Genomic DNA, 16,653 nt, shown 5'->3' on the forward strand with positions numbered 1-16,653 from the left:
TATATCTCCCGATCAAAACAAAATATATCCTATATAAAAGTAACTTGCAAATAAGGAATCTCTAAGTGCTATATTAAGAGGTGAATCCTTTAAAAATATTGCTATAACAAATAAAATACTTATTATGACAAGATTTAAGATAAGTCCTTTTAAAAATCCAAATACAGCTCCGCCTATCGTATTGAAAGTCCCGATGACCGGAAGTTTTGTTACCAAATTCAAAACTTCTACAAGTAGGGAAATAACTACAAAGGCAAATATCAGTAATCCAATAAATGATATAAATGAAACTATAGAAGCTGTGGTTATATCTGCAACCGTCGCATTTGCATTTCCCGCAGCTTGAACACCGCCATTCCATAAATTTTGAAAAAAGTTAATTACGGAATTAGGTACTTCACCAAGGTTTAAACTATCAAACCACACGCTTACACTATTTGAAGCATCACTTACCCCGCTTGGAACACTGGGAAGGGTATCTTTAACTTTAAAAAAGTTATGTATGGTGTTTTCTATATTGGTATTATTTATAAGCCAGCTTGAAAGGACAGGTGTGAACATCTTAGCAACTAAGAAACTTAAAACAATAGTCACCAAAGAGAATACACTTTTTACAAGTCCCTTATAAGCTCCGAGTATAATGCATATACCAATAATTACAATTATTAAAATATCAATCCATGTCAGCATAATTTTTTCCTTTTGAAGAAGACTTATTCATCTTCATTTTTAGGTTCTTTTTGCTCCTTTAAATTTTCCTTTAATATACTATTTACAATTTCCTCTGCTAACTTATCTTCTTTTTCATCTAAATCTTTTGTTATTGTAGTAGTGTCGGTAACCAAGGCTTCTTCTATTTTATCGTCGTCATTAGAAATCTCGTTCAGTTCATCTTTCTTATATGATAATTCATCATCTATTTCTTCGGTTACCTTTTCACTGTCTTCTTCAACTTTTTCTTTTTTCTTTAGTTTTCTCTTATTCTTCTTTTCTTTTTTTGCTTTTTTATCTTTTTTATTAGGTTTAGTGACAACATTATTTTCTTTTACCGATTTTTTATTTTTTCTTCTTTTTCCCCCATTAATGGCATAACCTAAAAGTTCGCCTATAAAATAGGAAATACCCATTACCGCATAATTCACTAAGAACAGTAAATATCCGCTGCCTTTAAACATAGCCATAAGTAACGTAATTGGTTTATTGAAGAATATAAGAGGTCCGCCTAGGAAAAAGAAATGAGTCCACCCCTGACTTTCCACTGGTATAAATCTGCTTACACCATAAGATATCCCTGTATATAATAATATTGGGAATAAAGCGATCAAAACAGCCAAAAACAGTTTGCCTACCTTATCCATATCACCGCTTACTGCAACTTTAAAACCGCATATCAGCCATATTATAACTTCCGCAATAAGCATGGCCATTGCTATAACCACATTATTAACACTAACTATCATCCCCACAACATATATTATAAAACATAATAAAAGCTGTAGTCCGTTTACCAACATTGCTGTCCCAAAATATCTAGTTTCTTTTTTTGTCATATTATTTATCCTCTATATTAAAAAGTTCCAAAAGTCTCGATAAATCTTCATTTGAATAATAATCAATCACAATACTTCCCTTATTGCCTTTATCGTTCAGTTTAACTTTTGTCCCAAACGTTAAAGACAATTTATGTTCTAAATCCACAATATAAGGATTTTCTTGTTTTTCTTTTATTATTTTTTTAGATTTATCTTTACTGTTACCTTTAAATTCTTTACTTAATTTTTCGCTTTCTCTAACCGATAAGCTTTTACTTATGATTTCCTCTAAAAATTCATCTCTGTAATTTTCATCAACCGAAAGGATAGCTCTTGCATGCCCTGCAGATATTTTATCATCTCTTATAGCTTTCTTTATATTATCCGTTAATGAAAGGAGCCTTAAAGTATTTGCAACGCTTACCCTGCTGGTGCCAAGTCTTTTTGCTATATCCTCCTGAGTCATCTTAAAACTTTCTTTTAACTCATTATATGCTTCAGCTTTTTCGATTTCATTCAAATCTTCTCTTTGAAGATTTTCTATTAAAGAAACTTCACTTATTTCTTTCTCACTGTAATCTTTAATTATAACTGGCACTTCTTTTAATCCTGCAAGGATAGAAGCTCTGTACCTTCTTTCCCCTGCAACAATTATATACTCATCCCCTTCTTTTACAACAAGTAAAGGCTGAATAACACCATGTTCTTTGATTGAAGCGGATAATTCTTTTATTTTTTCTTTATCGAAATGTTTTCTTGGCTGATTTGCATTTGCCTTAACCAAATTAATATCGACTTTTTTTATATCGTGTTCACTACTTTCACTGAAAACACCGTCTACATCTTCCTGAGGTATTAATGCAGACAGCCCTTTTCCGAGACCACCTGATTTTTTCTTCATATTATTCCCCTTTTTTAAGTAATTCTTTCGCCAAATTCATATAAGCTTTTGAACCTTTTGAAGAAGGATCGTATTCAACGATCGTTTGTCCGAAGCTTGGAGCTTCGGCAAGCCTTATATTTCTTGGGATAATCGTTTCATAAACTTTATTTCCAAAAAATCTTTTTACCTCTTCGACCACCTGAGTTGAAAGATTGGTCCTATTGTCAAACATGGTAAGCAGTACTCCCTCTACTTTTAAGTATGGATTTATACCTTTCTTAACAAGATTAATTGTATTCATTAACTGACTGACCCCCTCAAGTGCATAGTATTCGCATTGAATAGGTATGAGAACACTGTTTGATGCACAAAGAGCATTTATTGGAAGCAATCCCAAAGATGGAGCACAATCAATAATAACAAAATCATAATTTCCGATTATGCCTGATATATGTCTTTTTAGAATAGTTTCTCTCTTCGGCTTACTAGCTATTTCAATTTCCGCACTTGCTAAATCAATACTTGAAGGTATCAAATCTAAATTTTTTACTTCGGTATTTATAACGACATCACTTCCGTCTATATCGTTGACGATAATGTCATATGTACTATATTCAAGTTTAGTTCTATCTATATCAAGTCCGCTGGTAAAATTACTTTGAGGGTCAAGGTCGATCCCAAGCACCTTTTTACCCATTTTTGCAAGACATGCAGATAAATTAACTGCGGTAGTTGTCTTACCAACGCCTCCCTTTTGATTAAATAATGATATTATCTTTGTCATATTTCTTACTTCTTCCCTATTATATTTTTACTTTCTACATTGTAACACAGAAAAAGTACCCCTTCAATAAATTTAATATTAAAAATGTTTCACGTGAAACATAATTTTATTCTTCATTTCTTATTTAATCTAATTGATATAAAATTAACTTGTTTTATTTATCAAATAAATATTTAATAATTTGTTAATAAAGAAAATCACTCCCTGCATTATCAGCTAACCTATAAATATCATTATTATATTCACATTCTTCTTTTATTTTCTATTTTCCCTATATATAGCCGTTAAACAATAATAATTCTTCGGATGAAATAATTTTGAATTCTAAATGTATGTATATATATATTGAAAAAAATATCTTAATCAGAGAAGACTATATTTTCTCCAATTAATAAATTAAGAAATATAAGTTTATAAATAATAAGGAAAATGGCATAAGCTAATTTATCATATAGAATTAAACAATTTTAATTTTCATTCAATGAATAATATATTTTTTTAACTTTTATCATATCCAACATAATGAAAACATATTAAATCAGAATGTGCAAATTTATTTCTGATTTTATGAATACTATTTTCTCCCCTTGAAATAAATATATATTCAATTTATTAAGTATTTTTATTATATAAAGTTTCGGATAATAAATAAAATGAAGTTTTATAGTCATTTAAAATATATATTATAGTTATCTCCAATATATTAAATAACAAAAATAAACATTCAAACTCATTTCCAGCCTTATTCAATTCTTCACAATAAAATATTTGATTTTTAAAATATTTTGAATACTACAAAGTATAATCAATAATTTTTGTTTTTATTAAAATTAATTAATTTAATTTCATATATCCTTTAAATATAAAGTTACTAAATGTTTCACGTGAAACATTATGAAATTAATATTCAAAGTAATACATTATAAATTATAATATTCAAAACTTAATTTAACTTGAATTTATTTTGAATATTCTAAATTAATTATAATATTTGACTGTTTAACACCCATATATTATATAAAACAACAATTTAAATTATCTTTATATAATTAATATTATAATCACCTAAATATTTAACAATTTTTTCTCATTTTTTATTGCATTTTCTGTTTACAAAAATAGCTTTTTGCATTAATATATATATAAATTAAAATACAGTTTACTTTTTAGAAGATAGCAGAGACTTTATCTTCGATTTTTTTATATTATAAGGAGGCAATCATGGGTAAAATTTTAAAAGAAGGACTAACATTCGATGATGTATTATTAATACCGAGAAAAAGCGATGTTATTCCTTCACAGGTAGACACATCAACATATTTAACAAAGAAAATCAAACTTAATATTCCACTAATGAGTGCGGGAATGGATACTGTAACAGAATCAAAGCTTGCCATAGCAATGTCAAGACAAGGCGGTATAGGTATTATTCATAAGAATATGACTATTGAACAACAAGCAGCCGAAGTCGATAAAGTAAAAAGAAGCGAACATGGGGTTATTGTAGATCCATTCTTTTTATCTCCTGAACATGTAGTTGAAGACGCTAATGAAATCATGGCAAGATATAAAATTTCAGGAGTACCTATTACGGACAAAACAGGTACACTCGTTGGCATCATCACAAACAGAGACTTGAGATTTGAAAGAGACCCTAAGAAAAAAATAAAAGATGCAATGACTAAAGACAACTTGATCACAGCAGCCGAAGGTACAACTTTAGAAGAAGCAGAAAAAATACTTAAGAAAAACAGAATTGAAAAACTTCCTATAGTAGATAAAAACTTTAAGTTAAAAGGTCTTATAACAATCAAAGATATCGAAAAGAAAATTCAATATCCAAATGCCGCAAAAGACGAACAAGGCAGACTTCTTGCTGGAGCTGCAGTGGGTACAGCAGCGGATACACTGGAAAGAGTTCAGGCACTGGTAGATGCAAAAGTTGACGTTATTGTGCTTGATACAGCTCACGGACATTCAACAAATGTTTCGGACTGGCTAAAGAAAATTAAAGATGTTCATCCAGATTTACAAATCATCGCCGGCAATGTTGCAACAGGAGAAGCAACAGAAGATTTAATAAAAGCAGGCGCCGATGCGGTTAAAGTTGGTATGGGTCCGGGTTCCATTTGTACAACAAGAGTTGTTTCTGGAATTGGTGTGCCTCAAATCACGGCGGTAATGGACTGTGCGGAAGTCGGTAATAAATATGGTGTTCCCGTAATTGCCGACGGCGGTATCAAATTCTCAGGTGATATCACAAAGGCTATCGCAGCAGGTGCAAGCACAGTAATGCTTGGAAGCATGTTTGCAGGAACAGAAGAAGCTCCGGGCGAACTTATAATATATCAAGGAAGACAATTCAAAGCATATAGAGGAATGGGTTCAGTAGCTGCCATGTCACAGGCAAATAACTCTTCAGACAGATACTTCCAAAGCGGACAGAAGAAACTTGTTCCCGAAGGAGTTGAAGGAAGAGTTCCATTCAAAGGAAATATTGCTGACAATGTATTCCAGCTTCTAGGCGGACTCAGAGCAGGAATGGGATACTGTGGATGTGCTACAATACACGAACTTAGAAACGATGCAAACTTTGTTAAAATAACAGCTGCTTCACTACAGGAATCTCATCCTCATGATATTTCAATAACAAAAGAGTCTCCAAACTATACAAGAGAATTTTAAGGAAAATAAAATATGAGCAAAAAAAATGAATTAGTAATAGTTTTAGATTTCGGAGGACAATACAATCAGCTTATCGCAAGAAGAGTAAGAGAATGTAATGTTTACTGTGAAATAAAACCCTACACTATTTCTCTAGAAGAATTAAAAGATTTAAATCCCAAGGGCATTATTTTTACCGGAGGTCCTAACAGTGTATACGGTGAAGATTCCGCAACATACACAAAGGAAATATTCGAAGCAGGGATCCCGATCCTTGGAATATGCTACGGTTCACAGTTGATGGCACATAAGCTTGGAGGAAAAGTTGAGACAGCTCCGGTTAGTGAATACGGACATACCGAAGTCGAACTTGATACCTCTTCCCTACTATTTGAAGATATAGATGAAAAAAATGTCTGCTGGATGAGCCATACGGATTATATATCTAAAGAACCTCAAGGTTTTAAGGTTACAGGAAAAACTCCTGTTTGCCCTGTGGCAGCAATGGAAAACAAAGATAAAAATCTTTATGCAGTTCAGTTCCACCCTGAAGTAATGCATACAAAAAAAGGAACTAAAATCATAAATAACTTCCTATATAATATTTGTAAATGCAGCGGCGACTGGAAGATGGACTCATTCGTAGAGGATACAATAAAAGCTATAAAAGAAAAAGTTGGTGACGGAAAAGTTTTATGCGCATTATCGGGAGGAGTCGACTCTTCCGTAGCAGCGGTAATGCTAGCAAAAGCGGTAGGTAAACAGCTAACTTGTGTTTTTGTAGACCATGGACTTCTTCGTAAAAATGAAGGTGATGAAGTCGAAGCTGTATTCGGTCCCGACGGTCCATACGATTTAAACTTCATAAGAGCGAATGTACAGCAAAGATTTTACGATAAACTTGCAGGCGTTACAGATCCGGAAACAAAAAGAAAAATCATCGGAGAAGAATTCATAAGGGTATTCGAGGAAGAAGCTAAAAAAATCGGAACTGTGGATTTCTTGGTTCAGGGAACGATATATCCGGACGTTGTGGAAAGCGGTCTTGATAAAAGTGCGGTAATAAAATCACATCACAACGTAGGCGGACTTCCTGATTATGTAGACTTTAAAGAAATCATTGAGCCTCTAAGAGATTTATTTAAAGACGAAGTTAGAAAAGCAGGAAAAGAACTTGGTATTCCGGAATACTTGGTAATGCGTCAGCCATTCCCGGGACCGGGACTTGCCATTAGAATAATCGGAGAAGTAACCGAAGAAAAAATAAAAATCGTTCAGGACGCAGATGCGATTTACCGAGAAGAAGTCGCAAAAGCAGGAATAGACAAAGACCTAGGACAATACTTCGCGGCACTTACAAATATGCGTTCGGTAGGTGTTATGGGAGACTTTAGGACTTACGACTATGCAATAGCCTTAAGAGCGGTAATGACTTCAGACTTTATGACGGCGGAAGCAGCAAAACTTCCTTGGGATGTCCTTCACAAAGTAACGACAAGAATAGTAAACGAAGTCGACCACGTAAACAGAGTACTGTACGACTGTACGAGTAAACCACCGGGAACGATTGAGTTCGAGTAGAATAAAAAAGCACTTCAGAATATGAAGTGCTTTTTTAATGAGATAAAGTAGTACATGTCGGAATTTGTCTTTTTTATGTAATCGTTGTATAATATTATTATATATTTAATATTATGTTAAGGAGCAAAAATGCATTTTCAAACATTTCAAATGATTATTGACGGAAATATACCTGATAATATACAAATACAAAAACTATTTAATTTAACGGATGATACATTTGAATATAATAATTATATTTATACAATACAACCTAAAAAAATAAATAATAATATATTATGGATATATTGTCAGTTTGAAAACAAAAATAAATATGGTACAACAGTGTATGATGATACTACAAAAAAAATAATAAATAATACTAGAGATAAATCTAAAGTTGAATTAAGAGAACAGCTATTTATAGCATATGATATAAATACAAAACGATTATATATAAGTAATATAAATAAAAAGGGATTTATAAAAACATATATAAAATCACGTTTAGGTTATGATATTATAATAAAAAACATTTACTCCTCTTTAGATGATTTTCAAAAAGCTATAAAATATTTAAAAACCATATCTTTTACAGAATATCATAATATAGTAAATTATCAGCCAGATACTATTTTTAATAGACAAATAAATGTATTAGGGATAGATATCCCATATAAATTAAAAATGCAACTAGATTATTCTCGTAGACCAATTTCAACATTGAAAAAAACTATTAATATGTTAAAAAGTAATAGAAATAATGCATATTTTGAAAATGTCATATTAATTGGAGAGGATGATAAAGGAATAGAGCAAATATTTGATTTTAATAATATTATAGAAAAAATTAATATAGATGTAAAGAAAGATGAAAATGAACAATATAATTCAAAAGAAGTGCAAAACCTTTTTATAAAAAATATAGAAGGTAAATATGTATAAACATCATAGAAAGATAATAGTATTAATTTTTTTTATATCTACTTTAATTTCATACTATTTAAAATTGGATTACTCAAAAATAGTTTCACAGAGTATAACAATATTATCATTCTTTTTAGTAATCCTGACAACATCTATAACAAATTTAATTTCTTCAAATTCTTTAGTAGATAAATTAAAGAAAAGCTCTGATAAACAAATAGTAAGCAAATCTGAATTAGGTGTTTACATCACTTATATAAAAACAGCATTTTATTTTGAAATTGCAAATATAGTTTTAAATTGTTTATTTATTATATTAAAAAATACTATACAAATATGCATAATAAAAATATTATCAATTCTTGGTTTTAGCATTTTAAGTATTAATTTTTATATAATTTTTTTAATATTTAAATTTTTAATTGAAAGACAATTATATAATTAAATAAATATTATTAAAACAACTTATAATATATTATATACCCCCTCCTCCCGAATATTCAGAATATATTGAAAATAATGTCGAAATATGCTATTATTAAGGGCAAAAAGAGGATATTTTATAACATTTTGAAATGTCTAAGGAGGAAATTATTATTATGTCAGAAGTAAAACAACCCGCAAGTGCCCTATCATCACCTAGATTTTGTAATATGGGGACTTTTATGAGAATGGATAAAGTGGATAGTGCAAAAGGACTAGACTTTGTAATCGCAGGTGCACCTTTTGATACCGCAAGCTCATTTCGTTCAGGCTCAAGGTTCGGACCAAATGCGATACGTAACATATCCGCAATGATGAAACCCAATAATGTATTGATGCAAGTCAATATCATGGACGGTTTAAAAGGCGGAGATATCGGTGACTTTCCTGTTATTCCGGGATATATCCACCCTACTTACAAAGCAATCGAAGAAGGAGTCAAAGGCATAGTCGATGAAAATGCTGTTCCAATAGTTCTTGGAGGAGACCACTCTATTACTTTAGCGGAACTTCGTGCAGTAGCTAAAAAATATGGACCTGTTGCATTGGTTCATTTCGATTCTCATTCGGATTTATGTGATGAAGTATTCGGAGAAAAATATAACCACGGAACACCTTTCAGAAGAGCATTGGAAGAAGGTTTAATAGATCCTTCGCATTCAATTCAAATCGGTATGAGAGGTTCACTATATGACCCCGACGAACATAAAATGGCTGCAGAACTTGGAATGCTACTCATTCCGGGACACAAAGTAAGAGAAATGGGAAGTAAAAAATTACTTGAAACAGCCCTTGAAAGAGTTGGAGATAAACCTTGTTTCTTAACATTCGATATCGACTTTGTCGACCCTGCATATGCTCCGGGTACAGGTACACCTGAAGTAGGAGGCTTTACTTCTTGGGAATCTCTTGAAATGGTAAGAGGACTCAAAGACCTTAACTTTATCGGAATGGATTTGGTTGAAGTTCTACCTGCTTATGACCATGGAGAAATCACAGCTTATCTTGGTGCAAATATAGTATTTGAATTCTTGTCAATTCTAGCTACAAAGAAAAAATAGAAAGGGCAAGAGTGATAAATGGAAAATACAACAACAAAAGTAGTCTATGATCCGGATATGCCTTCAAATGAGCTGGATAATATAACATTCAATAAAGAAAAATTTATAAAAAGTCTTATAAGACTAATTATTTGTTCTGTAATTGGTGTACTGGTATTCTTTGTATCCGTTCCTCATAACGGCGACAGTGAGATCATATTTAGTATAGTATATAACTGGCTTATAGGGCTAATGGGTAATTTTGCATACTGGGTGATTGCCTTGATAGTGGGAGGGAACCTATGTGCTCATATTTATTATAAGTACATAAAAAAGAGCACATGTACATCCACATTTGCAGGAGTATATGAAAATGATACAATAATTCACACTGTCCTATATTCTTTAGGATTTATATATGTATTCTTATATGCGATGAAAATGAATATTGCCGGCTTTGTCGGTCCCGAATTCATCGTTGGAGACGCAACGGGCGGAAGTGTAGTACCTCCTATCGTTCTAGGTGTCCTCGGTATTATCATAGTAGGAGCGATATTCATGCCTTTCTTGCTTAACTATGGAATACTTGAAATCGTAGGAGCATTATTGGAACCTTTTATGAGACCTTTGTTTAAGGTTCCGGGAAAAGCCGCTCTGGACGCAGTAGCTTCGTTTGTAAGCTCATCTTCCCTCGGAGTTCTAATTACAAACAGGCTTTGGAAGAAAAATGCCTACACCGATAAAGAAATGGTCGCAATAATGACCGGATTTAGTGCGGTAAGTATCGGTTTTGCATATCTTGTAATAAATACAGCAAATCTAGGTCATTTATTTCTAAAAATATATGCAATCAGCTTTGTGCTTGTTTTCATCATGGAAATGATAATGGTTCGAATACCTCCTATCTCAAAGAAAAAAAATGTATACCATAATGGAAGAGAACAAAGTGAAGCAGAAAGAAAAGACGGTGCTAAAGCAAGTTTATCTATATTTAAAACAGGTTTCAGCCGTGCAGTAAAAAGAGCAGGTATAGCAAACGGAGTAGCGACCGATATCAAATTAAGTTTAATGGACAGCTTGCTTATATTACCTCAAGTGCTTACAATGCTATCGGCAATAGGTGTATCGGCATTGATACTCGCAGAATACACTCCTGTATTCCAGTGGCTCGGTAATATATTTAAACCACTATTATTAATATGTCAAGTCCCAGATGTTTCACTGATTGCACCTTCTATTCCCGTTGGTATAGCTGAAATGTTTTTACCTGTCCTAGTTATGGGAACAAAAATAACCTTAATCAGCGAACCCGCAAGAGTATTCGTTACGCTTGTTTCTATAGTACAAATTATTTTCTTCTCTGAAACTGCAACGGTTATGCTTGCAACAAAATCTCCAATCAAATTTTGGGAGATTATAGTTTGCTTCTTGGAAAGAACGGTCATAGCCATACCTTTAGCGGCAATAGTCATTCATTTGTTCTTCTAAATAAAAAAATCAAACAGCAGTGTTTATTAAACTGCTGTTTTTTATTATTTATTTTATATTTATCCTTGACTTAGAGTTAACTCCAAGTGGTAAAATATTTATATAATATATATGACATCTATAAAAAATTATTATCCAATGATTTTAATCATTTCGAGGAACTATTATCAGCTCTTAAAAGAATTGAAATGCACAGTTAAAATAAATAAAACAAAGAGGTAAATAAAATGAAAAGCAAAGTTTATTTCACAAAAGAAATCACACCTTCAAAAATGGTGGAAATGTACAAAGTGATGGGCAGAGAACTAAAAGGAAAAATCGCTGTAAAAGTCCACAGCGGAGAAGTCGGCAATCAAAACTTTTTAAGACCGGAATTCATGAAGGACATTATAGATTATGTAGACGGTACGGTTGTAGAATGCAACACTGCATATGAAGGAAAAAGGAACACAACAAAAGCACACTGGGAAACAATGAAAGAACATGGCTGGAGCGAAATGTTTAAGGTAGACATTATGGACGAAAAGGAAGACATGGAAATACCTGTTAAGAATGGAAAAATCCTCGATAAAAATTATGTTGGAAAAAACTTAGAAAATTATGATTCATTGCTGGTTCTCTCCCATTTTAAAGGACACCCCATGGGAGGATATGGCGGAGCGCTTAAAAATATTTCCATAGGTATAGCATCGAGCAAAGGTAAAGCATATATTCACGGAGGAGGCACGTTCGATGATATGTTCAAAGCAGACCACGACTCTTTCTTGATTTCAATGGCAGATTCGGCAAAATCAATAATGGATTATGAAAAAGATAATATTGCATTTATAAATGTGATGTGTAATATGTCGGTAGACTGTGACTGTTGTGCGGTAGCAGAAGACCCAAAAATCAAAGACATCGGAATATTATCATCACTTGACCCTGTTGCCCTGGATCAAGCATGTATCAATTTAGTATATAATAGTAAAGATGAAGGCAAAAAAGATTTAATAGAAAGAATTGAATCCAGAAACGGACTTTTGACTATTAAAGCAGCAAACGAACTTAAAATAGGCTTAAGAGAATATGAATTAGTAGATGTAGATATAGATAAATAATAATTAAAAGCAGGTAACGATACCTGCTTTTAATTTACAAATTTAAATATTATCCCAAATACAATACCTGCTATTATTCCAATAGTAAAATATGATTTTAATCCTTCGTTTGTGGTCATAATATCAGGATGGTATTTCCTTAAATAAATAAGAAATAAATATGATCCATTTTTTACTTTAATAATATCTCCGTCGTAAGTATGTATATATAATTTATTTGGAGTATAACTGGTCCTGCTATACGATGCAGCTTCGTAATGAACCGAATTTATATCTTCCCACTTAGTATAATCTCTAAGAGTACTTATCCCCTCTTCATCAGCTACAATATTTATTTTCCCAAACCATAAATAATTGATTACTACCAAAGGGATAACAAAAATAAAGGCTGCTCCAAACATAAGTAGTATACTTAAATATTTAAAATCGAAAAACCATATCACACACATTATAGAAATAGACAAAGCTAGAGGTGCCATAACAACATAAAAACCAAGACTCCACATATGTCTGAACTTTTTACCTTCAATGTCATCTAAATCTTTGATACTATTTACCCTATAATTATTAATATAATTTTCATATATTTTTTTGAATTCTTCATAATATCTATAATTACATATACTGACCGGTACAATAACGAATAAGCAGAAGTATGAAAATATCAATGCAACCATACAAAACCAATTAGGAACAATAAAATATAACGGTAAAAATAATATAAGAAATACAGCTACATATAAATAAAACCTTTTATCAATTTTTCCATTTAAAAAAAAGTTTATATAATATTTTGACGCTATTCTATAAAATATAAAAACAAACGGTAAAGAAATCATAAAAACTATTTTGAGTACTATCAAATTAGAAAAATATTTCAAAAATAAAATACATATAACATTGCTAATTCCTAAAAATATACTTGATACAAGTAAACTTGCAAAAACCTTAGATAAAAAGCCTATTAATCTATTCGTCATATCTTTTTTGTATTTATAAAAAATAACAGAATACATTATATATAAAAATGCAGAAATAATTAATAAAATCCATGGAAAAACACCAAAGTAAAATTTACATATAAAAGTCAATACTAATTGAACAGCGAAAAAAATAAATAAAGCAATTAAATATCCAATAAAAGAAGACTCTTCCAACACTTTAAAGTCTTTCCCGTCACTGTCATTCAAAAAGTCTTTTATATTTGAAGAACTATGTCTGCATAACTCATCAATATTATAAACCGGAAATAAAAATTCTTTCAATTCATTCTCCTTATACTTATTTTTATCATTATATAATCTTTATAAGTTTTTATCAATCAATAAACTATTTAACACAATAAATTTATGCTATAATGTGTAAACAATCTTTTTATTAAATCAATAACGATGTTTATAAATCGTAAGATAGAATTCACTGTTTTTGTTTTTTAATCTTAATTACATGGACAGTAAAAGCATACCAAATATTAAAGATATTTGACATGATATTCTCATGTCTTTTTTGTAAGGTGATATTATTAATATTTAAATAAAGAAATGGAGAATAACATAGTAATGGACTATATCATAAGGTTGGAAAATAAAGAAGATTATAATGAAACAGAAACATTAACAAGAGAAGCATTTTATAATGTATATATTGAAGGTTGTTTTGAACATTATATCTTAAATAAACTGCATTCAAGCAAGGATTATATAAAAGAGCTTGCATTTATAGTTGAAAAAGATAACAGACTAATAGGTCACATAGGTTACACTCACTCTAAACTTATTTCATCAAACAATAAAGTAAAAGATATAATAAGCTTTGGTCCTGTAAGCATACTTTCGGAATATAAAATGCAGGGTATAGGAAGTAAACTAATAAAACACTCAATAAGTAAAGCTAAGGAGTTAGGATATAAGGCAATCGTTATATATGGAAATCCTAAATTATATCAGAAGTTCGGTTTTACCTTAGGTATAAAATATGGCATCAAGACTTCAGAGGGAAAAGATGCAGTCCCGCTTCTTGCACTGGAACTTAAAGAAGGGTATTTAAAAGACACTGACGGATATAGATTTATAGAAAGTCCGGATTTTGAAATCGATGAAGAAAAGTTTAATGAATATGATAAAAACTTTCCATATAAAGAAAAAAAGAAAACAAAATCTCAGATTGAATTTAAAATAATATCAAACTTAATGTGGTAAAAAACATATAAAGGAGTAAGTTATGAATATAAGTAATATAATTATGCAGATGATAGAATTATTCCTAATAATGGGAGTAGGATATATATGTTATAAAGTAAAATATATAGACATAAAATCTGCTAAGAAAATGAATATATTACTTCTAAATGTAACTACGCCCTGCCTTATTTTAGGCTCGGTATCGACCGGAGAAGTTCCATATGAAAAAAGCATAATATTTACAATTTTGTTAATAGCATTTCTTATGTATATCATTCTTCCTTTTGTTGCATTTATTTTAAATAAGTTATTAAAAGTCGAAAAAGAAAACTTCGGATTATATTTATTTATGACAGTATTTTCAAATATTGGATTTATGGGTTACCCCGTAGTGAAAACAATATTTGGTGATAATGCAGTATTCTTATGCAGCCTGTTTAATATGGTATTTGGATTATTCGCATACAGTCTTGGGATATATTTATTTAATTTAGATAAAGAAGAAAGTATCAAATTTGAAATCAAAGAAATGATAAATCCCGCAATGATTGCAAGTATAATCGCTCTCTTTATATTTCTGTTAAATATAAAACTTCCTTTAATGATAAGCGACACCTTTGTTACGATAGGAAATATCACAACTCCTCTGGCAATGATGTTGATAGGCTCATCTCTTGCCACAATGCCTGTGAAAGAAATATTTAAAGAATATAAATTATATCCATATACGTTAATAAAACAAATAATAATTCCTTTGATAGCACTTATATTATTAAAACCTATATTGACAGACCCCTTGATTTTAGGGATAACCGTCGTAGTACTTGCGATGCCCGTGGGAAATATATCAAACATATTTGCCAATAGATTTGACGGGAATTATCAGCTGGCTTCAAAAAGTATATTTATAACGACCATATGCTCCTTTATCACCATACCCATTTTATGTTATATATTATAAAAGACAGATGATTATCTGTCTTTATTTAAATACCATTTTTTAAAATCATTTACCAAAGGCTCCTCCAAATAATTGAACTTTAACCTTAAAACTTTACCTGTACTGATTATAACTTTAATAGTATAAGTTCTATGAGTACCTAAACCGCCTTCTTTTTTTATATCTGATATCTTACTTATATAATTCCTATTAAATGCAATAAATCCTGTGTTGCCCATACCTATAAACCAATCATAGGATTTATAAATCAAATCTTTATTTAAATATTTATCCTTAAAATAATCATTAAAAGATATACCAAATTCTTTTTCTTGCTTAATAATATATATAATAGATTTTATCAAGCGGATCGAACAGAAAAAAATTATACCTAAAAACATAGCTATAATGATCATCCACATATAAATAAAATCCAGCATTGTAAATCCATTTTTATCTAAATTTACTATCCCTATAACTGTCATTATTATTAGTAAGAACGAGCATATGACAGACATAACTAAAAATAAGCTTTTAATTGAATTTTTGAAAAGGGAAAATTTTGAGATAGCAATCGGTTTTCGATTAACATACTTTTTCTTGAATTTTTTGTTTTTCTCTTTTAATTTATCATTACCGACAATAAATTCAGTATATGGTATATAGCTTACTGCAGGTTCATCATCTATTGAAACGACTTCAATTTTTTCTTTAATATCAAGTAAATATTCACCGTCAATCATTCCATACTTCTTTAAATCTTCAAGTGAATTAAATTTTTTATCATCCAAATAAAAATCACATACTTCTCTTGTACTTCCGCTGTCATCACCTTCCAGTGATAAAACATGTTTCTTACCACTTATAATAAATACTATTCTGCATCCTGTTAAAATTTCAAGACTTTCATATATTGGAATAAATAAATCCTCAATATTGCAAATCACTTTACCTTTCATCCTATTCTCCGCTTTTGTATATTTATTTTATATATCATAACATAACTTTTAAGTATTAAATGTAAAACTATTAAATTATTTATAATCACTACTTTCAACATAAAAATAAATAT

At 30.6% G+C, this 16,653-nt stretch carries 14 protein-coding genes; 8 read left to right on the forward strand and 6 right to left on the reverse strand.

Annotated elements, in window-relative coordinates; genetic code table 11:
* Positions 1–12: 12 nt before the first annotated feature.
* The 4 genes from Q0516_RS03635 to Q0516_RS03650 are packed head-to-tail and all read right to left on the reverse strand — an operon-like array spanning position 13 to position 3,199.
* A complete protein-coding gene (locus tag Q0516_RS03635) occupies positions 13–690 on the reverse strand; it encodes a CvpA family protein (protein WP_257480106.1) in 678 nt (225 codons plus the stop codon).
* A gap of 23 nt (positions 691–713) precedes the next feature.
* Positions 714–1,550, reverse strand: a complete 837-nt coding sequence (locus Q0516_RS03640) for a hypothetical protein (RefSeq protein ID WP_294466042.1) — start codon at positions 1,548–1,550, stop codon at positions 714–716.
* Between the two features lies 1 nt (position 1,551).
* Complete coding sequence (locus Q0516_RS03645; protein WP_294466049.1) at positions 1,552–2,433, reverse strand: ParB/RepB/Spo0J family partition protein; 882 nt, start codon at positions 2,431–2,433, stop codon at positions 1,552–1,554.
* A 1-nt stretch (position 2,434) separates the two neighbouring features.
* Positions 2,435–3,199 (reverse strand): ParA family protein, encoded by a 765-nt coding sequence (locus Q0516_RS03650; protein WP_294466052.1) that lies wholly within the window; start codon positions 3,197–3,199, stop codon positions 2,435–2,437.
* Between the two features lie 1,221 nt (positions 3,200–4,420).
* Between Q0516_RS03650 and guaB the strand changes: the two genes are divergently transcribed.
* From guaB to Q0516_RS03680, 6 genes are all read left to right on the forward strand, one after another.
* Entirely contained in the window at positions 4,421–5,884 is a 1,464-nt protein-coding gene (gene guaB / locus Q0516_RS03655) for an IMP dehydrogenase (protein WP_257480110.1), read from the forward strand.
* Positions 5,885–5,896: 12 nt separating this feature from the next.
* Complete coding sequence (guaA, locus tag Q0516_RS03660; protein WP_294466058.1) at positions 5,897–7,444, forward strand: glutamine-hydrolyzing GMP synthase; 1,548 nt, start codon at positions 5,897–5,899, stop codon at positions 7,442–7,444.
* Between the two features lie 129 nt (positions 7,445–7,573).
* Positions 7,574–8,368 carry a hypothetical protein gene (locus tag Q0516_RS03665; protein ID WP_294466060.1) on the forward strand — a complete coding sequence of 265 codons (795 nt, stop codon included), beginning with the start codon at positions 7,574–7,576 and terminating at the stop codon, positions 8,366–8,368.
* 581 nt (positions 8,369–8,949) lie between these two features.
* Entirely contained in the window at positions 8,950–9,894 is a 945-nt protein-coding gene (speB, locus tag Q0516_RS03670; protein WP_294466063.1) for an agmatinase, read from the forward strand.
* An 18-nt stretch (positions 9,895–9,912) separates the two neighbouring features.
* A complete protein-coding gene (locus Q0516_RS03675) occupies positions 9,913–11,361 on the forward strand; it encodes a nucleoside recognition domain-containing protein (protein ID WP_257480117.1) in 1,449 nt (482 codons plus the stop codon).
* A gap of 227 nt (positions 11,362–11,588) precedes the next feature.
* Positions 11,589–12,461 carry a DUF362 domain-containing protein gene (locus Q0516_RS03680; RefSeq protein WP_294466071.1) on the forward strand — a complete coding sequence of 291 codons (873 nt, stop codon included), beginning with the start codon at positions 11,589–11,591 and terminating at the stop codon, positions 12,459–12,461.
* A gap of 29 nt (positions 12,462–12,490) precedes the next feature.
* Here the strand turns inward: Q0516_RS03680 and Q0516_RS03685 are convergent, their stop codons facing one another.
* On the reverse strand, positions 12,491–13,138 hold the full coding sequence (locus Q0516_RS03685; RefSeq protein ID WP_299237464.1) for a hypothetical protein: 648 nt from the start codon (positions 13,136–13,138) through the stop codon (positions 12,491–12,493).
* Positions 13,139–14,002: 864 nt separating this feature from the next.
* Here Q0516_RS03685 and Q0516_RS03690 point away from each other — a divergent pair.
* Both Q0516_RS03690 and Q0516_RS03695 read left to right on the forward strand, forming a co-directional pair.
* Entirely contained in the window at positions 14,003–14,659 is a 657-nt protein-coding gene (locus tag Q0516_RS03690; protein WP_299237466.1) for a GNAT family N-acetyltransferase, read from the forward strand.
* A gap of 22 nt (positions 14,660–14,681) precedes the next feature.
* Positions 14,682–15,602: an AEC family transporter gene (locus Q0516_RS03695; RefSeq protein ID WP_294466082.1), complete on the forward strand. Its 921-nt coding sequence runs from the start codon at positions 14,682–14,684 to the stop codon at positions 15,600–15,602.
* An 11-nt stretch (positions 15,603–15,613) separates the two neighbouring features.
* Here Q0516_RS03695 and Q0516_RS03700 read toward each other — a convergent pair whose 3' ends face one another.
* Positions 15,614–16,540: a hypothetical protein gene (locus Q0516_RS03700; protein ID WP_294466085.1), complete on the reverse strand. Its 927-nt coding sequence runs from the start codon at positions 16,538–16,540 to the stop codon at positions 15,614–15,616.
* Between the last annotated feature and the right edge of the window lie 113 nt (positions 16,541–16,653).

It is taken from the genome of uncultured Anaerofustis sp., assembly GCF_938029165.1.
Lineage (GTDB): Bacteria > Bacillota > Clostridia > Eubacteriales > Anaerofustaceae > Anaerofustis.